A 19,790-nucleotide genomic window follows, 5' to 3' on the forward strand; every position below is an offset into this window, starting at 1 on the left:
TGGTCGAACGTCTCCAGCCCGATCCGCTAATCGATCACCACGACATCGAAGAGGCGGCCGGACGGGAGCGCGTACGGCTGCCGTGGGTCGTCCGCCCAGTGCGCCCGGCACAGTTCCGGATCCGCTGCCGCGGCGGACAGCCACTCGATGCCCCGCCTTGTCATTCTCTGCACGTCGTCTCACCCCTGTCGGCGTGACGGCCCCTCGGCCGCCGCGCGCCCAGGATCGGCCCCGGACGCCGGGGCCGGGCAGATGACAGGGGGTGACGGGGGATGACGAGAGGCGCACGAACGCGTCATCCCCCGTCACCCCTGTGGTGGTGGTTCCGAAGTCCTTCTGGGAGAAACGAGGTTCTTCCCGGCCCCCTTCAGAAAGAATGAAGGGCTACGGCGTCGGCACGCGAAGCGCGAGGAGGCGAGGACCACGGGCACGGTCCGGTCGATCGGCGTCCTTCTCCGCGAGGCCCGCGGGAAGCGCGGCTGGAGCCAGCCTCGGCTGGTCGCTGAACTGCGGCGCACGGCGGCCCGGCATGGCCACGGACTTCCCGCCGACACCAGCGTGAAGCGCCGCATCGCGAGTTGGGAGAACGGCCACAGCGTGCCGGACGGGTTCTACGGTCCGCTGCTCTGCGAGGCGTTGGGATCGACCGCGGCGGAACTGGGACTCGACCACATCACCGGCCGGGACGCGACGCTTCTGGACGCCGGCTGCCCGGCGAGCCCGGAGGAGACGATCACCCATGCCGACCGCCTCTGGCACGCCGATCTCAACGGCTACGAACCGCTGCTGCGGGCCGAGCCGTCCCGGCACGCGTGGAACGAGGCGTCGCTCCGCTGGCTCGTGGCGGCAGAGCCGTCCCTTCCCGCCCCGCGGCGCTCCGACGACCTGCGCGTCGGGCTCGCGGACGTGCAGACGATCAGGTCCACGACCGATGTCTTCGCCCAGCTCGACGACCGGTTCGGCGGCGAACACGCGCGCCACTCCGTGATCCAGTACCTCAGTCGCGATGTCGTGCCCCTGCTCCGCGGCCGGTACGCGGAACCGGTCGGCCGGGCCCTGTTCGCCGCCGTCGCGGAGGCGACCCTGCTGGCCGGCTGGATGGCCTACGACGCCTGCCACCACGGCCTTGCCCAGCGCTACTTCCTTCAGGCCCTCCGCCTCGCCCAGGACGCCGACGAACGCAGGCTGGCCGCAGGCATCCTGTCCGCGATGAGTCATCAGGCCACCTTCCTCGGCCACTTCACGCAGGCGGTCACACTCGCACGCGGCGCCCTCATGGGCGTCTCCGGTGTGGCCACAGCCACTCTCCGAGCCCAGTTCCATGCGATGGAGGCACGGGCTCTCGCCCGTACCGGCGACACGCGAGCCTGCGAACTCGCCCTCGCGGCGGCGGCGAGGGCGCTGGACAGCGCGGACAGCGGCGAGGAACCCGAGTGGATCACGTACTTCGACCAGGTCGAGCTGGCCGCAGAGTTCGCCCACTGCTTCCGCGACGTGAGGAGCGCCCGGCGGGCCGTGACCCACGCCGAGAACGCGGTGAGCGGCAGCCACGTGCGCAGCGACTTCTTCGTGACCATGGTCCTGGCCGACGCTCACCTGCACGCGGGGGCTCCTGAAGAGGCCTGCCGTGTCGCGCTCGACGCCTTGGACCTCGGGGAACAGCTCAGGTCCACGCGCTGCGTCGCCTACCTGGGCGAGTTCCGCGAGCACCTGAGGCGCTTCGGCGAGGTCGCCGCTGTCCGGGAGTTCCAGGAGCAGGCACGGGAATACCGGCTGTGGAACGCCACGGACGCGTCTCCTCCGCGACGGTGAGCGCGCGTCAGAAGGGGCTCCAGCCGTGCCGCTCGTCGCCGCTCCTGATGTCCGCCACACGGTGCGCGAACTCCGCTGCGGCCTGCTCGTTCGCGGCGGCCCGGCGCCCCATCCAGAGCGTCATCCTCAGCTCACGGAGGTCGCCGAGCACCTTGTAGCCCGCCCAGTTCCGGATGTCGAACCCGTAGCGGCGGGCGAACTCCTCGTACTGCGATCGCGTGTGCCAGCCGTACCGGTCGAAGTAGATCGCGGTCAGCACGAGGTCCCACTCGCGAGGTGCCAGAGCGAAGCCGTCGAGGTCGCTCAGGATCGCCTGACCGTTCCGGTGGCGCAGGACGTTCCCGATGTTCGCGTCCCCGTGGATCACCCCGAAGGGGAGGGCGAAGCCCAGCCGGCCGTACTCCTCGCCGAGCCGCGCGGCTCGCTCTTCGAGGTACGACCGGTCGTCGTCACTGACACCGACGAGTCCCCGGAGGCTCTCCCGGACCTTGGGCATCGGGTCGTAGTGGGGAAGCCCCAGGAACGGCGGTTCCGCCAGCCCGTGCAGACGCCGCAGAAGATCAGCCAGCTCGGCCACGGTCGCGTACTCCTCGCGGTCCTGGGCGCTCTCCCAGAACGTGACCACATGGCCACCGACCAGCAGCGGCTGACGAACACCCGGCAGCGCACGGGTGGCGGGAAGGTCCTCCTCCGCCAGCCAGCGCGCCACCCGAACGGACCGCTCCGCGTCGGGCATCCCGCTCGCCCCTTGGGCGATCCGCACGATGACAGGTGCCTTCCCGAGCCGGTACACGGCATTCGACCCGAACCGCACCAACTCGGCCCCGCCCGAATCAAGCCCAGCCTCCCGGCACGCCCGCTTAAGGGCAGCATCCACCGCGACCGGCACCGCGCTGCTCTGGCTGTCTCCCGCGCCCGAGATCATGCGCCGACGCTATCGCTCGGCGGTGCGGTGCAGCCGAAGTACGGCCAGGTCGCTGACGCTCTGCGCAGAGAGATCGACAACGGCCCCTACCCGACGTGGCGCTGCTGGTCGGTGAGGGGCTAGTCGCGTCCAGTCAAGGGCTTGGCTACGAGGTCAGGGCGCACGAGGTATTCGAGCTGAACGCATCCCGGGTTCGAGAACCTGCAGTTCTTCCAGAACGGCGATGCCCACAACCTCGACATCACGAACGCGGGTCGACGTCCTCACCAGACGTTCCGTGTCGAGATCCTGCCCGCATCCGCAGAGATCGCAGAGCGTCTGAGGATCGAAGAGGGAAGCAAGACAGCCCTGCGCTTTTGCCACCGGTACGTAGATGACGTCCAGTGGCCCACCCAGGCAGGCGACCAACTACCCAGCATGGTTGATCGAGGCGAGTCCCCGCCTGGCTGAGCCCGGGTACATCGAAGAGAGCACACCAGGTACCTGGCTGCCGACGGCATCGAGTAGATCGAACCGGCGGCAAGTCCCCGTACCAGGGCCCACTCGGCATCGCTCATGTCCGAGCCGTACCGAGGCTGGCGCGCCGGCCGGTCGACCGCGTTCCCGAACATGTGGACGAGACAGTCACACCCAGGAGTAGACGAACTGGGCCCGGCAACCATCGCCACGCAACACTTCGACAACAGGGCCTTTTGCTCCTCGCTGGACTCGACATCCGCGAGCTACCAAGAGCCCCTTCCTCCATGCCGAGGCACGTGACAACACACCCGATTCAGCTCCCGGTTCGAGGCCTGGCTGACCATACACGGATAGAGAACAGCCAGTTAGGCAGCCACTTTGGGGCGAGCCTCTAAGATCATGGCCTCAACGTCGTGCTCTACCGGGCAGGTCCACAGACTGCCCGACGTGCCGGAAGCTTACGGGGCCATGATCAGTCACCCCAAATCAGCTTCAGCCCAAAATCGCTCCACCGACCTTGATAAATAGCAGAAACTTTCGCTTCCTAGTCATCCTCCTCGACAAGGGGACCAAACGGCGTGAGCGTAGTCCAGTTCACTCGTGCGGGAGCACCATTCCAGTGCGTGATAGTGCGTCCCTCGGTCGCGAACACCTGACAGCCCCGTCGAGTCAAGGCGTTAACAATTTTAGGGGACGGATGTTTTTCTGAGATCTTCGCCGAGCTGACAAACGCCGTCACATTAGAATGACGAGGAACGCCCGGTTCGCCAAGAATCCTGTTCAGGATGGTCGGCCCAAGATTCCTACGGCTTCCGTGGTGCGGCACCTGAAAAAAGCTTAGCGGTGCGACGGCAAAATTTCCGACGGTGCGCTCATACTCTTCGCATGCGTCACCAAGGGCCGGAATCCCTGCATCTCCGGTGAACAGCAGCCGATGCGACCCCACGCGTAGAAGCGTAATTACCGAAGAATTGTTTCGCGGGCCGGTTTCACCGTCGTCATCCAATGTCTCTATCGGTAGATATGAGAGTGCCTTAGACAGCAATCCATGAACTGCCGAGCCAAAAATACCTTTAGAAGCACGAGTCGACCCGCTTCGCTCATCAGATAGATGTCGTTCGAGAAGCGACTCGTAGTAGGACATAGTGGGGCCAAGTACTGAAACCTGCCCACCGAATCGACTCAGCCCTGTGAAGGGTTCGGTGATGCTAACACCTCGGGACTGAGCAAGTGAGATCAGGGAATCCAGAGCCTCCAAGTTGCTGAAGTCTCCCGCGTCCCGGGTGTGCATTCTTGGCAGATGAATGAGCAGCTCCTTTGCCTGCACCTTTTCGATTAGCGTCGACAACCCATTGAGGTGATCCGCATCTGGATGGGTAGATACCACTAGGTCGACGATATCGGTCCCATAGTACTGGGCGATGTGATCTGCAAGGTTTTCACCGATGTGCGAGAAGCCGCCATCGATCACCATGACTGCATTTCTCTGCTCCGCCTCCACGGTGAAGCGCAGTGCGATGGCGTCACCACTCTTCGAACCCTGCCCCGACTCACTCTCCACGGGAAGGAAGTCAATCTCATACATGCCGTCCCCCTCTGTCTACCTTTGCATTTTTCGACTACGTCTCGGAATTACCGTCAGAGGAATTCGCAAGCGGAAGTGTATCCAGTGCATCAAGGAGGCGTTCCGCATAGTCGTTTGCCGCAGACTTAACCCAGTCCGAGTTCACAATTTTCCACCAGAACAGTGAAAGTGCAATACTTGCAATCGCCACCAGTGTGAACCCGATTTTCCAGACGAGAAGCCCGTAATAAGAAGCGGCGATAGATCCCGCGCACACAGTGCAAACAAAGATAGAGATAGCCAGGCCTAGGCTACGTATGCCAAGCATGTTGCGCCGGAAGCCATAATGGCAATTTTCAAGAAAAACTAGCCGGAACTTTGCTGTATCCCGCGTCTGGGAGATGAGATACTTCACAGCCATTTCGTAGGTCTCGTCGGCCTTGGCGGGATTGCGCAATTCCTGTCTCTTGGTTGGCATCGGCTGGTCTAGCAGAGTGGAGAGTTTCTGATGCCTGCGGGCTAACAAAGTCAGGTTCTTGGCGCCACTATGCCTCAGAGCTTGAGTGGCTGGCGGTCCACCCCAGGAACCCCATAGTTCGGGCTGGATAGCGCGACCGCGGTCTCTCACTAATTGGTCCACAAGTATTACTGTTCCGCTAGCTACTGCCAGCAGCCACAATTTCTTCCAATTGAGCAGAGTAGGAATCAGTGCAATGCAAAGAAGAGTGACCGGAAAAGCGGCAATGAATGCTGGAGTGAGACGCGCCTTGCGGCTATAGCCATCAAAGAAATGGTCTATACTGGAACCCAGTCCGGACAAGATACCCCACTTTTTGAAACGGCGCTTTATGTGGGGAACCTTCGACGAAGTCGTTGCGCCCCTCCAATGGAAGGCTGCCGGTGGGGCGGCAACGTTCCGTCCTCCACATGCTGAAGCATCAGTCCGACATTGGGTAGTTGTTTGCAGAACTTCTTTGTGGAAGTTACAGGGCTGGGCCGACTGGGCGGGGCCGGCCGCTGGAGGCATGCGCGGCGCCGGAGCTGTTCCGCTGACCAACGTTGACGTCAACGACGACGGACAGCAGTGACAATTGGCGGCCGAATGCTGCTCCCAAGGCTGTGCTCATGAGGAGTACCTGCACACACGAGCGCCCTCCACGGGCGGTCCTGGAGCCGCGGAAGGCGCTCAGTGATGACCAACGTCGGACAGGTCGACAGCAGTCAGGGCGTTGATCGGTTCGGCGACCGCAGTCCACGGCCTCCGGTGGTCAGTTGTGGCTGCAACTGCGCTTGCGGGGCGTCGCACTGACAGGCAGGGCAGGCTCGGCTCCGGCGATGCGCGTTCGCCTGATTGCAGTGCGGGCGGCTGCGATGATGCGGGCATGTCGTCGCTCGGAACGCCTCTCCCGGCTGCACTCATCCCCGACTGCACCGAACCGGAAGCTCGCCACGCGGCCTACAGAAACGCCAAGACCAACGACGCGATCTTTGTGTGCATCGCCCGTCAGGGCCGGCGTTGGATGGTGCAGCTTGACGCTTTCTCCGGCAGCGGACCGACCATCCCGGACCAGGCAGTGGCGGTCTTGCAGTCCGCGGCTGAAGCACTGGTGGTTGCTGGCACAGTGACACAGGCCAGCATCGCGCCTGACTACATCTCCATGCGGGAGATCGAGAACGAGGGGAAAGCACGCGAGATCGCGGCAGCGTTCCATGCCGCTCTGCAAGGCCTCCGGCAGCTGTACACCGCCGTCCCGACCCAGCGCTGACGGGCCCGGTCGGCTGAGGTTGAGTCTCCTCTCGGCTCACTCATCTGCGCAGGACAGGACGGCCCAGCGGGAGTGTTCTTGGGCGGACTGTAAATCTGCTGGGTCGCCAAGCCAGTGGGGCAGTCCCCGGGCCGTCCGAGGGTGGTCGACAGCGGCCGTCAACGAGCGACAACGACTGTGAGGTCGGTCGCCGCGCTCTGGTCATGTGTTAGCCCAGCTACACCCACGTATCCAGCCACATCCGCGCCCGCCACTCCTCCATCGGGATCGCCGTGCCCGTGTACAGGGGCCAGAAGTAGATGAAGTTCCAGGCGATGAGGAGGACGAGGACTCCCGCGCCGGTGGCGCCGGCCACGCGGCGGGTGTCGGTGGCGGTGGGGGGGCCGAGGAGGGCGCCGACGAGGTGGGTGACGGCGAGGCAGAGGAAGGGGACGAAGACGACGGCGTAGAAGAAGAAGATGGTGCGTTCCTGGTAGAGGAACCAGGGGAGGTAGCCCGCGGCGACGCCGCAGGCGATCGCGCCCGCGCGCCAGTCGCGGCGGAAGAACCAGCGCCACAGGACGTACACGAGCGCGGCGCAGGCCGCCCACCACAGCATCGGGGTGCCGAGGGCGAGGACCTCGCGGGCGCACTTGTCGCCGGCGTCGGCCGGGCAGCCGGCGGTGCCGGGGGAGGGGGACTCGTAGAAGTAGGAGACCGGGCGGCCGTCGACGAGCCAGCTCCACGGGTTGGACTGGTAGGTGTGCGGCGAGGACAGGCCGACGTGGAACTTGTAGACCTCGTGCTCGTAGTGCCACAGGCTGCGCCACCAGTCCGGGAAGAGCCAGGACCAGGAGCTGCCGCGGCCGTCCGTGGCCGCCCAGTCGCGGAAGTAGCCGCCGGTGCCGTCGGTGGGGGAGAAGATCCAGCCCGCCCACGACCAGATGTAGGTGACGATGGCGACCGGGACCGTGGCGAGGAAGGCCCAGCCCAGGTCGAGGCGGAGGACGGCGCGGTAGGGGCTGCGGGCGCCGGCCGTGCGGCGGGCGGCGACGTCCCACAGCACGGTCAGCACGCAGAACGCGGCCATGACGTACAGGCCGTTCCACTTGGTGCCGATGGCCAGGCCCAGCATCAGGCCCGCCAGCCAGCGCCAGGGGCGCGCCCCGAGGCGGAGGGTGTCCGCGACGTCCGCGTCGGGCCGGGCGCGGCCGTCCGCGCCGACGGGCAGTGCGGCGGCCAGTCTCGCGCGGGCCCGGTCCCGGTCGACCAGCAGGCAGCCGAAGGCGGCGAGCACGAAGAACATCAGCACCCCGTCGAGCAGCGAGGTGCGGCTCATCACGAAGTGCAGTCCGTCCACCGCCATCAGCGTGCCCGCCAGGCAGCCGAGGAAGGTGGAGCGGAACAGCCTGCGGCCGATCCGGCACAGCAGCAGCACCGAGAGCGTGCCCAGCAGCGCGGTCATGAAGCGCCAGCCGAACGGGTTGAACCCGAACATCAGCTCGCCCAGCCCGATCACGTACTTGCCGACCGGCGGATGCACGACGTACGCCGCGTCGGCGGGCACGGGGACATGGCCGCCGGTGCCGAGGATCAGGTCGTTGGCGTTCTTGTCCCAGTTGACCTCGAAGCCGCGGTGGACGAGCGCCCACGCGTCCTTGGCGTAGTACGTCTCGTCGAATATCACCGCCTTCGGGCTGCCCAGGTTCCAGAACCGCAGCACCCCGGCGAACAGCGTGACCAGCAGCGGGCCGCCCCACTCCGACCAGCGGGCCAGACGCGCGCCGGCGGCGAGCGGGACGCCGAGGGCCGTCCACAGCCGTGCGCCGGGCCGGGCGAACGGCGGCACCAGGCGCTCGCGCACGTCGGCTGCGGGCCCCGCCGGCTCCCCCGTGCGGCCGAAGCGGCGCAGCCGCCGCTGCCACTCGGGGCTCCGGTCGTCCGGGGCCAGGTCCTGCCGTGGGTCCGTGGAGGACGCGGTACTGGTCACCGCGCCATCGTAGGGAACCGCGCTGTGCGAGTCCCGTGCATGGGCTCCGCCGGGCGTACGCGGTGCGCCGGGGAGGGGTGTCCGGCGGGTGGGCGAGTGCCGGGGGCAGGGGTGTCCGGCGGGCGGGCGAGGGGCGGTCGCCGTGCTTGAGAGGATGGGGGCGTGACAGGAACCCTTGTGTTGGCCGGCACCCCCATCGGCGACGTCCAGGACGCGCCGCCCCGGCTCGCCGCCGAGCTGGCCGAGGCGGACGTGATCGCCGCCGAGGACACCCGGCGGATGCGCCGGCTCGCCCAGGCGCTCGGTGTGACCCCGCGCGGGCGTGTCGTGTCGTACTTCGAGGGCAACGAGTCCGCCCGCACCCCGGAGCTGGTCGAGGAGCTGACCGGCGGGGCGCGGGTGCTGCTGGTCACCGACGCGGGCATGCCCTCCGTGTCCGACCCGGGCTACCGGCTGGTCGCGGCGGCCGTCGAGCGGGACGTACGGGTCACCGCGGTGCCCGGACCGTCCGCCGTGCTCACCGCGCTGGCGCTGTCCGGGCTGCCGGTGGACCGGTTCTGCTTCGAGGGGTTCCTGCCCCGCAAGGCGGGCGAGCGGCGCTCGCGGCTGCGGGAGGTCGCCGCCGAGCGGCGCACCCTCGTCTTCTTCGAGTCCACGCACCGCATCGAGGACACCCTGGCGGCGATGGCCGAGGAGTTCGGCGCCGACCGGCGGGCCGCCGTGTGCCGGGAGCTGACCAAGACCTATGAGGAGGTCAGGCGCGGCGGGCTCGGCGAGCTGGCCGCCTGGGCGGTGGAGAACGGCGGGGTGCGCGGCGAGATCACCGTCGTGGTCGAGGGCGCGCCCGAGACCGGGCCGGCGGAGATCGGCGCCGAGGAGCTGGTGCGGCGGGTACGGGTCCGCGAGGAGGCGGGCGAGCGGCGCAAGGAGGCCATCGCGGCGGTCGCCGCCGAGGCCGGGCTGCCCAAGCGCGAGGTGTTCGACGCGGTGGTGGCGGCCAAGCACTCCGGCTGAGGTCCCCGAAGGGACAGTCGAGGTACTCGCAGGGACAGGTGAGACCGAAGGGACCTGTGGGGCGTCGGCGCGGTGCTCGCGGTTCGGTTGCGCCGGGTGAAGCGCGCGGCCGCGCCTTGACGGCGGCGGGTGCTGCGAGATCTTGCTCACACCCCCTCTGAGCAGGGCGTATCTCCCATGAGCGCGCGCCCCATGCGGGAGTAAAGCGGCGTTTCGGGAACGCAAAGCGAGACCGGCCGTTCAGGGGAGCCTTGGGCAAGCAACCCCCAAATCGGATCCAACACTCGACAGGCCCGGTGCGTTCACGCTGGTGGAGGCGTCAACTGGAGGAAGGGACGCACCGTCCCCACGTCCAGCGGACACGAGGAGCTGGCATGAGCGAGATCGCAGGACAGACCGGCCACCGCGGTACGGCCACCGCCGTCGTCAACGAGTCGTACTCCTTCGCCTGCATGCGCTGCGGGCACGGCTGGGAGCAGTCGTACGAGATAGAGCACCACACGGACGCCGACGGCGGCGAGTTCGTGCTGTACGTGGCGGAGGGCCGGGTGGTGCCGTCGCCGCTGACGAAGCCCACCTGCAAGAACTGCGACGGGCACGTCGTCCGCATCATGAGGGCCGGGCGGGTCTCGTCCGCGCAGAGCCATCTGCACGAGCGCGAGCACCACCCCCGTCAGCAGCAGTCGCCCGCGGGGCCCGCGACGGGTCCAGGATCCGGGTCCGGGTCCGAGTCCGCGCCCGGGGAGGAGGCGGCGGACCGGAAGCCGGACGGGGAAGGCCAGGGGCACGCGGTCGGCCACGAGCACCACTGGCACCTGTCCGACCTGCTGCACCCGTTCCACCGCAAGGCCGGCTGACGGCACCGGCGCCCGGGAGGGGCGCGCGCAGACGGATCCGCGACGGCACGCCTCTTTCGATGACACGCCCCTTTCGGCGACACGCCCCTTTCGTAGGATCGGGGCATGTCCTCGAAAGCCCACAGCGGCGACGCCGGCAAGGCCGACAAGAACACCGCGCCCCCGCTCCCCGAGCCGCTGCGGATACCGGTCGCCGACTCCCACACCCACCTCGACATGCAGTCCGGCACGGTCGAGGAGGGGCTGGCCAAGGCCGCCTCGGTGGGCGTGACCACGGTCGTCCAGGTCGGCTGCGACGTGAACGGCTCCCGCTGGGCCGCCGATACGGCCGCGGCGCACGCGAACGTCCACGCGGCGGTCGCCCTCCACCCCAACGAGGCGCCCCGGATCGTCCACGGCGACCCGGACGGCTGGTCCCGGCAGGGCGCACGGCGGCCGGGCGGGGACGCCGCCCTCGACGAGGCACTCGCCGAGATCGACCGGCTGGCGGCGCTGCCCCAGGTCAAGGGTGTGGGCGAGACCGGCCTCGACTTCTTCCGCACCGGCCCGGAGGGCGTCGCCGCGCAGGAGCGGTCCTTCCGCGCCCACATCGAGATCGCCAAGCGGCACGGCAAGGCGCTCGTCATCCACGACCGGGACGCCCACGCCGACGTGTTGCGCGTCCTCAAGGAGGAGGGCGCCCCCGAGCGGACGGTGTTCCACTGCTACTCGGGCGACGCGGAGATGGCCGAGGTGTGCGCTCGCGCGGGCTACTTCATGTCCTTCGCGGGCAACGTCACCTTCAAGAACGCCCAGAACCTCCGGGACGCCCTCGCCGTCGCCCCGCTGGAGCTGGTCCTGGTGGAGACCGACGCGCCCTTCCTCACCCCGGCGCCCTACCGTGGCCGGCCCAACGCGCCCTATCTGGTGCCGGTGACGGTGCGTGCGATGGCGGCCGTGCGCGGCACCGACGAGGACACGCTGGCCACGGCGCTCGCCGCCAACACCGCCCGCGCCTTCGGCTACTGACGCCGCGGGCGCGCACCGGCGCGCACCGACACCCGTCGGGCACTGAGCGTAGTCGCGTCGCTTTGGAGAGTGACGGGCGCTCCGCTAGGTTCTGGGGGCCCGATCAGGTACCGGGGCCCGGTCGCCCCGGGCCCGGACCTCGGCCTCCAGGAGTGTGTCGGTGTGAGCAGATCGCCGTACGAGACGTACGAGGCGTACGCGCGGTACGAGGAGACGTGCGGGACGACGTACGCGCCCTACGCGCCTCACGCGCCCTACGAGACATACGGACACGGAGGGTCAGGGGCGTACGGAGCGGCCGTCCTGCCCGAGGAGGTTTCGTCCCCGTACGTGCCCTCGCCCCCGTATCAGGACACCTACCGGCCCGCGTACGAAGCCGCCGCCGAGCGGTCCGGGGCCCGGCGGCCGGCCGTGCAGCCGGTGCTACCCCGGCAGGCGGCCGGTCCGGCCGCACCCGTCGTGCAGGGCGGCACCGGCGGGCGCCGGCGGGCGCGGCGGCGCGGTCCGCGGCCCGCGCGGCTGCCGGAGACCGGAGGGCTGCGCAGGCTGCTGCCGCAGGCGCTGGTGGTCGCGTTCCTGGCCGGGGGCACCACCGCGTTCGTCGCCCACGACAAGGCGGTCGAGCTCGATGTCGACGGCAGCCCGCGCAATCTGCACACCTTCGCCGACGACGTGACGGAACTCCTCGCCGAGGAGGGCCTGCGGGTCGGCGCGCACGACACCGTGGCCCCGGCCCCCGGTACGGCGCTCAGCAGCGGTGACGCGGTCGAGGTGCGGTACGGGCGCCCGGTGCGGCTCACGCTGGACGGGCAGCGGCACGCGGCGTGGACGACCGCGCGCACGGTCGGCGGAGCGCTCAGGGAGTGGGGGGTGCGCGCGGAGGGCGCGTATCTGTCGGCGGCACGCTCCCAGCGCATCGGACGCACCGGGCTCACGCTCGACGTCCGCACCGAACGCGCCGTCACCATCATGGCGGACGGCCGCCCGCGCACCGTCCGCACCAACGCGGCGACCGTGCGGGAGGCGGTCGAGGAGGCCGGGGTCACGCTGCGCGGCCAGGACACCACCTCCGTTCCGCAGGACAGCTTCCCGCGCGACGGGCAGACGGTCACCGTGCTGCGGATCACCGGCGGACGGGAGGTGCGCGAGGAGCAGATCCCGTTCGTCGTGCGCCGGGTCGCCGACCCCGCGCTCTTCCGCGGCACCGAGGTCGTGGAGCGCGCCGGGCGGCCCGGGGTGCGCCGGGTCACGTACTCCCTGCGCAGCGTCAACGGCGTACGCCAGCGGCCGCGGCAGCTGGCGTCGGAGGTGGTGCGCGCGCCGCGCACGCAGATCGTGAAGGTCGGCACGCGGCCGCATCCGCCGTCGGTGCGCGGCGCCGACGGGCTGGACTGGCAGGGGCTGGCGCAGTGCGAGTCGGGCGGCCGCCCGGACGCGGAGGACCCGTCCGGCACGTACGGCGGCCTGTACCAGTTCGACCAGGACACCTGGCACAGCCTCGGCGGCGCCGGCCGTCCCCAGGACGCCCCGCCCGAGGAGCAGACGTACCGCGCCAAGAAGCTCTACGTGCAGCGCGGCGCCGCCCCCTGGCCGCAGTGCGGGGACCGGCTGCGGCCCTAGCGGCCGGGGCGCCGCCGGGGTGCGGGCGGCCGACGGAGCAGGTGCCCGCGCCCCGTACCCTGGTGCGGTGAGCAGCCCCCTCCCCGACGCCCTGCTGGGCCCCGCCGACATCCGCGAGCTGGCGGCGGCCCTCGGTGTCCGCCCCACCAAGCAGCGCGGCCAGAACTTCGTGATCGACGCGAACACGGTCCGCCGTATCGTCCGCACCGCCGACGTCACCTCCGAGGACGTGGTCGTCGAGGTCGGGCCGGGACTCGGCTCGCTCACGCTGGGCCTGCTGGAGGCCGCCGACCGGGTCACCGCCGTCGAGATCGACGACGTGCTGGCCGCCGCGCTGCCCGCGACCGTCGCCGCCCGGCTGCCCGAGCGCGCCGACCGGTTCGCGCTGGTGCACTCCGACGCGATGCACGTCACCGAGCTGCCGGGGCCCGCCCCGACCGCGCTGGTGGCGAACCTGCCGTACAACGTCGCCGTGCCCGTGCTGCTGCACATGCTCCAGACCTTCCCGAGCATCGAGCGCACCCTCGTCATGGTGCAGGCCGAGGTCGCCGACCGGCTCGCCGCCGACCCCGGCTCGAAGGTGTACGGGGTGCCGTCCGTCAAGGCGAACTGGTACGCCGAGGTCAAGCGGGCCGGTGCCATCGGCCGCAATGTCTTCTGGCCCGCGCCGAACGTCGACAGCGGCCTGGTGTCCCTGGTCCGCCGCGCCGAGCCGCCGAAGACCACCGCGACCAGGCGCGAGGTGTTCGCGGTCGTCGACGCGGCCTTCGCGCAGCGCCGCAAGACGCTGCGGGCCGCGCTCGCCGGCTGGGCCGGGTCCGCCGCGGCGGCGGAGGCGGCGCTGGTGGCCGCCGGGGTGTCGCCGCAGGCGCGCGGCGAGTCGCTGACCGTGGCGGAGTTCGCGCGCATCGCGGAGCACGGGCCGCGGGCGCCGCACCCGGAGCGGCAGGGCCCCGAGCGGCCGTCCGCCGAGCAGCAGCCCGAGTAACGACCGTCCGGCAGTACGGGCGGCGCCCCGAGCGACGGCCCGCGGAACACAAGGAGCCCGGAAACCAGTGAGCGTCACCGTCCGCGTCCCCGCCAAGGTCAACGTCCAGCTCGCGGTGGGCGCGGCCCGCCCCGACGGCTTCCACGACCTGGCGAACGTCTTCCTGGCCGTCGGCCTGTACGACGAGGTCACCGCCACCGAGGCCGACGAGCTGCGCGTGACCTGCGCGGGCCCGGACGCCGCCCAGGTCCCGCTGGACCGTACGAACCTGGCCGCCCGCGCCGCCGAGAAGCTCGCCGAGCGGTACGGCCGCAGCCCCGCCGTCCATCTGCACATCGCCAAGGACATCCCGGTCGCCGGCGGCATGGCGGGCGGCAGCGCGGACGGCGCGGGCGCCCTGCTGGCCTGCGACGCGCTGTGGGAGACCGGCGCCTCCCGCGACGAACTGCTCGGCATCTGCGCCGAACTCGGCAGCGACGTGCCCTTCAGCCTGGTCGGCGGGGCCGCGCTGGGCACCGGGCGCGGGGAGCGGCTGACGGCGCTGGAGGTGGGCGGCACCTTCCACTGGGTCTTCGCCGTCGCCGACGGCGGGCTGTCCACCCCGGCGGTCTACGGCGAGTTCGACCGCCTCAACGAAGGCGTACGGATCCCGGAACCGGTCGCCTCCGACGCCCTCCTGGCCGCCCTCGCCAAGGGCGACCCGCACGCCCTCGCCGCCACCCTGGCCAACGACCTCCAGCCCGCCGCCCTCTCCCTGCGCCCCTCCCTCGCCGCCACCCTGGCCGCAGGGCGCGCCGCCGGAGCCCTGGCCGGCCTGGTCTCCGGCTCGGGCCCCACGACGGCCTTCCTGGCCCCCGACGAGCAGACCGCAGCGCGCGTCGCCGACGCCCTCCTCGCCTCGGACACCTGCCGCGCCGCCCGGGTCACGCGGTCCCCGGCGGCGGGAGCCGTGCTGGTGTGAGGGGGCTCAGATCCGGTCGAAGGCTGTCAGGTCGATCTCGATGTCATAGGGCACGGTGACTTTGATCTGGTCCCGGTGCATCCCCATGTGCACGTACGACCTGGTGAGGGGATCGAGCTCGTAGACGTGGACAACCGGGCCTCCTCCGCTACCGCCTCGTTCGACGCGCCAGTAGTTGGGGATTCCCGCTGACGCGTACTTGTACGGCTTGGTCGTGCGGTCGCGGGACTCGGACTCCGGGGAGACGACTTCGACAGCGAGGACCACGTCCTCGGCCTTGTACCGCGTCCTGTCGGTTCCCGCTCCTGCGGCGCGGAGCACGCTGACGTCGGGTTCGGGCGCGTTGCGATCGTCCAGTACCACGGTCATCTCACGCCGGACCCGCAGATCCTCCGGGGCGGTGCATCGCAGCCCGGTCACCAGCAGGTCCATGACGACGGTGTGGAACTCCCGCTGCGGACTCACGAAGATCAGGCTCCCGTCGAGCAACTCGGTGTGCGGCGGGAGTCCGTGCAGAGTGAACAGGTCGTCCACGGTGTAGCCGTCCAGCGGTGGCAGCGGCCAGTGGCCGTACTGCTGCACAGGCTCGGCAGTCATAGTTCCTCCCATGGGCGGGATCCTGCTGTCTGCGTCACCACCGTAGCCGCTCGTTCCCGATCAGGTCATCACAACGAGTGATGACACTCCCACGCCCGGCCCCCGTTCCGCAGGCCCTACGCTTGACAGTCGATGCATCCCCCCGGGCAGGAGTGAAATGGCCGTCAATCTGGTCAATGTCGAGAACGTCAGCAAGGTGTACGGGACGCGTGCGCTGCTCGACGGGGTGTCGCTCGGCGTGTCCGAAGGGGACCGGATCGGGGTCGTCGGGCGCAACGGGGACGGCAAGACGACGCTGATCAGGATGCTGGCCAAGGCGGAGGAGGCCGACTCCGGGCGGGTCACGCACGCGGGCGGGCTGCGGCTCGGCGTGCTCACGCAGCACGACTCGCTGGACCCGGAGGCGACCGTGCGGCACGAGGTCATCGGGGACCTCGCCGACCACGAGTGGGCGGGCAACGCGAAGATCCGCGACGTGCTGACCGGGCTGTTCGGCGGGCTCGACCTGCCGGGCTTCCCCAAGGGCCTGGACACCGTGATCGCCCCGCTCTCCGGCGGTGAGCGCCGCCGGATCGCGCTGGCCAAGCTGCTCATCGAGGAGCAGGACCTGCTCGTCCTGGACGAGCCCACCAACCACCTCGACGTCGAGGGCATCGCCTGGCTCGCCGCCCATCTGCGCGAGCGCCGCTCCGCGCTGGTCTGCGTCACCCACGACCGCTGGTTCCTCGACCAGGTCTGCACCCGCATGTGGGACGTGCAGCGCGGCGCCGTATACGAGTACGAGGGCGGCTACTCCGACTACGTCTTCGCGCGCGCCGAGCGCGAGCGCATCGCCGCCACCGAGGAGACCAAGCGGCAGAACCTGGTCCGCAAGGAGCTGGCCTGGCTGCGCCGCGGCGCCCCCGCCCGTACGTCCAAGCCGCGCTTCCGGGTGGAGGCCGCCAACGAGCTGATCAAGGACGTGCCGCCGCCGCGCGACAGCAGCGAGCTGATGAAGTTCGCGTCGTCCCGGCTGGGCAAGTCCGTCTTCGACCTGGAGGACGTGACGATCCAGGCCGGGCCCAAGGTGCTCCTCGAACACGTCACCTGGCAGCTCGGCCCCGGCGACCGCATCGGCCTGGTCGGTGTCAACGGCGCGGGCAAGACGTCCCTGCTGCGGGCCATGGAGCGGGCGGCGCGCACCGAGGGCGAGGTGCAGCCCGCGGGCGGCCGGATCGCCGTCGGCCGGACCGTCAAGCTGGCCTACCTCTCCCAGGAGGTCGCCGAACTCGACCCCTCCTGGCGGGTGCTGGAGGCCGTGCAGCAGGTGCGCGAGCGCGTCGACCTCGGCAAGGGCCGGGAGATGACCGCCGGACAGCTGTGCGAGACGTTCGGCTTCGGCAAGGAGAAGCAGTGGACGCCGGTCGGCGACCTGTCCGGCGGTGAGCGGCGCCGGCTGCAACTGCTGCGCCTGCTCATGGACGAGCCCAACGTCCTCTTCCTCGACGAGCCCACCAACGACCTCGACATCGAGACCCTGACCCAGCTGGAGGACCTGCTCGACGGCTGGCCCGGCTCGATGATCGTGATCTCCCACGACCGGTTCTTCGTCGAGCGCACCACCGACACGGTGCAGGCGCTGCTGGGCGACGGCACGCTGCGGATGCTGCCGCGCGGCATCGACGAGTACTTGGAGCGGCGCCACCGCATGGAGCAGCAGGCCGCCGCGGCCTCCGCCCCGGCCCCGGTCGCCTCCGCCGCCGCCCCCGAGAAGAGCGCCGCCGAACTGCGCGCCGCGAAGAAGGAACTCCAGAAGATCGAGCGGCAGTTGGACCGCGTCTCCGAGAAGGAGAGCACCCTGCACGCCCGGATCGCGGAGCACGCCACCGACTTCGCGAAGGTGGCCGAACTCGACGCCGAGCTGCGCGATCTGGTGGGGGAGCGCGAGGAACTGGAACTGCGCTGGCTCGAACTCGCCGAGGACGCATAGCGGGTGTGACGGCGCACGCGCGCCGTGTGAACGGCGCGTGAAGGCGTGCGCGGGCGCGTAACGAGGCCATCACAGGCCGGTTCTCCCTTGGGAACAGGGACGGGTACGACACGGTGGGGTGTCGGCGGCCAGTGATAGAAAGGGCCGTCCGGACCCTGTCCGGACACGTCCGCGTACGACTCTGCGTCCACCACGGATCTCAGGGCGTGGCTAAAAATCAGTGAACGAGGGGGGAACGCGCTGATGGCTCAGCCGCCCAGTCAGCCGCCGCAGGGCGGCTTCGGAGCACCGCCGCCACAGGACGGCGCTTCGCAGCCGCAACCACCGCAGAGCGGCGGGTCCGGCCCCGCGGGCGATCCGCGGCAGGCCACACCCCCGCCTCCGGACCAGCCGTCCCAGCAGCCCCAGCAGCCCGCCGGCGCGCCGCAGCTGTCGAAGACCCCGCCGCCCGCCGCCCCGCCGCAGCCGCCGTCCGGCCCGCCGCAGCCCGCTCCCGGCTACGGCTACCCGCAGCCGCCCCAGCCGGGGTACGGCTACCCGCAGCAGCCCGGCCCGTACGGCCAGCCGGGTCCGTACGGCGCCCAGCCCGGCCCCTACAACGCCCCCACCGTGCCCGCTGCCCCTGCGGCCGGACCGTACGGGCCGCCGCAGCAGCCGGGCCCCTACGGGCAGCAGCCGGGATACGGCTATCCGCCGCCGCAGTTCCCCGGAGGGCCCGGCACCCCGCCGCCCGGCGGTGGCTCCCGCAACCCCTTCAAGGGCAGGCCCGCGGTGATCATCGGTGCCGCGGTGGCCGCGCTGCTCGTGGTCGGCGGCACCGTGTGGGCCGTCACCGGCGGCGGAGACGGTGACGGCGGCAAGAAGCCGGTCGCGGACAAGAGCGGCGACGCCAAGGCGTCGGGCTCGGCCGGCCCCGCGTCCGACGCCCCGGTCAACCCGGGCGACGGCGAGGGCGACGGCGACGGCAAGGACTCCAGCGACCTCAACGCCGGCCGCAAGGCGGGCGAGGCCCGGGTGCTCTGGTACAAGGAGGCCCCGGACGCCCCCAACGGCGGCGCCGAGGCCCCCGGCATGTGGATCACCGGCAAGGCGGCGGTGAAGGCGGCGTACAAGCAGGTCTTCGCGTACAACGTCGGCGACGGCAACCCCACCTGGGCCCCGGTCACCTTCCCGCAGAAGATCTGCGCGGTGACCGAGCAGAAGACGGCCGACGACAAGGCCGTCATCGCGTACATGAGCGGCAGCAGCGACCGCGCCAAGTGCAACCAGCTCCAGCAGCTCGACCTCAACACCGGCAAGCTGGGCTGGAAGGCGCAGATCGGCGACGGCGCCCTGTTCGACAGCGCGCTCACCATCGAGCTGTCCGTCACCGGCAAGACGCTGATGGTCGGCCGCTCGCAGTCGGGCGTCGCGTACAACGTGGACACCGGCGCCAAGATGTACGAGAAGACGAAGTACGGCGAGGCGTGCTTCCCGACCGCTTTCGCGGGCGGCCCGAAGCTGGTCTCGGTCGCCTCCTGCGGGGCGGGCGGCGCCAACGCCCACGACGAGGTGCAGGAGCTCGACCCGGCCACCGGCAAGGCCAGGTGGACGCGGAAGATCCCCAAGGGCTGGACGGTCCAGCGGACCTACTCCGTCGATCCGCTCGTCCTGTACTCGACCGACGAGGACAAGAAGCACTGGAACCTCTCGACCCTGAACAACGACGGGTCGGTGCGCTCGCAGGCCGATGTGAAGGGGACCTTCGCGCCCGAGTGCGGCTGGGCCATCCTCAACCGCGAACTCCAGGGCTGCCAGGGCGTGGCGGCCGACGCCGACACCCTCTACCTGCCCACCAAGGCGACCACCGGGCCCAACGAGGTCGTCGCGGTCAACCTCTCCACCGGCAAGGAGAAGTGGCGGGTCAAGTCCCCCTCGGACACCACGATGCTGCCGGTCAGGGCGGAGAACGGACAGCTCGTCGCGTACGTCGAGCCGTCCTACGACCAGGGCGGCCGGGTCGTGTCCCTGCCGACCGCCGGCACCACCCACACTCCGGTCACGCTGCTCCAGAACCCGCAGGGCACCGCGGAGATCGAGAACGGCTTCTTCTCCCGTGACATCGACTGGGTCGACGGCCGGTTCTACCTCTCCACCACCCGCCTGAACGGCAGCGACAAGGCCAAGGAGAAGCTGATGCTCGCCTTCGCCAAGTAGGCCGGCGCCGCACCGCCCGGCACGCCGTCCGTGTGCCGGGCGCCGTTCCGGTGCCGTCCTCCTTGCCCCCGTCGTCCCCTGTCGT

16 protein-coding genes and 1 pseudogene are annotated in these 19,790 nt (G+C 70.2%); 11 read left to right on the forward strand and 6 right to left on the reverse strand.

Annotated features, from left to right (window positions below; translation table 11 throughout):
• Positions 1–26: 26 nt before the first annotated feature.
• A complete protein-coding gene (locus R4Z62_RS19930; RefSeq protein WP_491520504.1) occupies positions 27–173 on the reverse strand; it encodes a hypothetical protein in 147 nt (48 codons plus the stop codon).
• A 268-nt stretch (positions 174–441) separates the two neighbouring features.
• On the opposite strand from R4Z62_RS19930, the gene R4Z62_RS19935 reads away from it, so the two are divergent.
• Entirely contained in the window at positions 442–1,812 is a 1,371-nt protein-coding gene (locus R4Z62_RS19935; RefSeq protein WP_491521900.1) for an NsdA family TPR-like regulatory protein, read from the forward strand.
• A 7-nt stretch (positions 1,813–1,819) separates the two neighbouring features.
• Here the strand turns inward: R4Z62_RS19935 and R4Z62_RS19940 are convergent, their stop codons facing one another.
• Positions 1,820–2,737 carry a phosphotransferase enzyme family protein gene (locus R4Z62_RS19940; protein ID WP_491520505.1) on the reverse strand — a complete coding sequence of 306 codons (918 nt, stop codon included), beginning with the start codon at positions 2,735–2,737 and terminating at the stop codon, positions 1,820–1,822.
• Positions 2,738–2,797: 60 nt separating this feature from the next.
• Between R4Z62_RS19940 and R4Z62_RS19945 the strand changes: the two are divergent.
• Positions 2,798–3,241, forward strand: a pseudogene (locus R4Z62_RS19945) (GntR family transcriptional regulator); the annotation flags it as partial.
• Between the two features lie 499 nt (positions 3,242–3,740).
• On the opposite strand, the gene R4Z62_RS19950 reads toward R4Z62_RS19945, so the two are convergent.
• Both R4Z62_RS19950 and R4Z62_RS19955 read right to left on the reverse strand, forming a co-directional pair.
• Positions 3,741–4,781, reverse strand: a complete 1,041-nt coding sequence (locus R4Z62_RS19950; protein ID WP_491520506.1) for a ComEC/Rec2 family competence protein — start codon at positions 4,779–4,781, stop codon at positions 3,741–3,743.
• A gap of 34 nt (positions 4,782–4,815) precedes the next feature.
• On the reverse strand, positions 4,816–5,580 hold the full coding sequence (locus tag R4Z62_RS19955) for a hypothetical protein (protein ID WP_491520507.1): 765 nt from the start codon (positions 5,578–5,580) through the stop codon (positions 4,816–4,818).
• Between the two features lie 562 nt (positions 5,581–6,142).
• On the opposite strand from R4Z62_RS19955, the gene R4Z62_RS19960 reads away from it, so the two are divergent.
• A complete protein-coding gene (locus R4Z62_RS19960; protein ID WP_491520508.1) occupies positions 6,143–6,526 on the forward strand; it encodes a hypothetical protein in 384 nt (127 codons plus the stop codon).
• 217 nt (positions 6,527–6,743) lie between these two features.
• Here the strand turns inward: R4Z62_RS19960 and R4Z62_RS19965 are convergent, their stop codons facing one another.
• Positions 6,744–8,495 (reverse strand): dolichyl-phosphate-mannose--protein mannosyltransferase, encoded by a 1,752-nt coding sequence (locus tag R4Z62_RS19965; RefSeq protein WP_491520509.1) that lies wholly within the window; start codon positions 8,493–8,495, stop codon positions 6,744–6,746.
• A 162-nt stretch (positions 8,496–8,657) separates the two neighbouring features.
• On the opposite strand from R4Z62_RS19965, the gene rsmI reads away from it, so the two are divergent.
• The 6 genes from rsmI (at position 8,658) to R4Z62_RS19995 (ending at position 14,943) form a co-directional block, all read left to right on the forward strand.
• Positions 8,658–9,509, forward strand: coding sequence for a 16S rRNA (cytidine(1402)-2'-O)-methyltransferase (gene rsmI / locus R4Z62_RS19970; RefSeq protein WP_064533599.1), 852 nt, complete (start codon positions 8,658–8,660; stop codon positions 9,507–9,509).
• A gap of 374 nt (positions 9,510–9,883) precedes the next feature.
• Positions 9,884–10,366 (forward strand): hypothetical protein, encoded by a 483-nt coding sequence (locus R4Z62_RS19975; protein WP_382844639.1) that lies wholly within the window; start codon positions 9,884–9,886, stop codon positions 10,364–10,366.
• Between the two features lie 105 nt (positions 10,367–10,471).
• Complete coding sequence (locus tag R4Z62_RS19980; protein WP_491520510.1) at positions 10,472–11,374, forward strand: TatD family hydrolase; 903 nt, start codon at positions 10,472–10,474, stop codon at positions 11,372–11,374.
• A 162-nt stretch (positions 11,375–11,536) separates the two neighbouring features.
• On the forward strand, positions 11,537–12,994 hold the full coding sequence (locus R4Z62_RS19985) for a resuscitation-promoting factor (protein WP_491520511.1): 1,458 nt from the start codon (positions 11,537–11,539) through the stop codon (positions 12,992–12,994).
• Between the two features lie 67 nt (positions 12,995–13,061).
• Positions 13,062–13,982 carry a 16S rRNA (adenine(1518)-N(6)/adenine(1519)-N(6))-dimethyltransferase RsmA gene (gene rsmA / locus R4Z62_RS19990; RefSeq protein WP_355481428.1) on the forward strand — a complete coding sequence of 307 codons (921 nt, stop codon included), beginning with the start codon at positions 13,062–13,064 and terminating at the stop codon, positions 13,980–13,982.
• A gap of 67 nt (positions 13,983–14,049) precedes the next feature.
• Positions 14,050–14,943, forward strand: coding sequence for a 4-(cytidine 5'-diphospho)-2-C-methyl-D-erythritol kinase (locus R4Z62_RS19995; protein WP_491520512.1), 894 nt, complete (start codon positions 14,050–14,052; stop codon positions 14,941–14,943).
• Positions 14,944–14,949: 6 nt separating this feature from the next.
• Here the strand turns inward: R4Z62_RS19995 and R4Z62_RS20000 are convergent, their stop codons facing one another.
• On the reverse strand, positions 14,950–15,540 hold the full coding sequence (locus R4Z62_RS20000) for a Uma2 family endonuclease (protein ID WP_064533589.1): 591 nt from the start codon (positions 15,538–15,540) through the stop codon (positions 14,950–14,952).
• A gap of 157 nt (positions 15,541–15,697) precedes the next feature.
• On the opposite strand from R4Z62_RS20000, the gene R4Z62_RS20005 reads away from it, so the two are divergent.
• Both R4Z62_RS20005 and R4Z62_RS20010 read left to right on the forward strand, forming a co-directional pair.
• Entirely contained in the window at positions 15,698–17,509 is a 1,812-nt protein-coding gene (locus R4Z62_RS20005) for an ABC-F family ATP-binding cassette domain-containing protein (protein ID WP_382844632.1), read from the forward strand.
• A gap of 243 nt (positions 17,510–17,752) precedes the next feature.
• Positions 17,753–19,705 carry an outer membrane protein assembly factor BamB family protein gene (locus R4Z62_RS20010; protein WP_491520513.1) on the forward strand — a complete coding sequence of 651 codons (1,953 nt, stop codon included), beginning with the start codon at positions 17,753–17,755 and terminating at the stop codon, positions 19,703–19,705.
• The last annotated feature ends 85 nt before the right edge of the window (positions 19,706–19,790 follow it).

It is taken from the genome of Streptomyces sp. PL-25, from assembly GCF_058344915.1.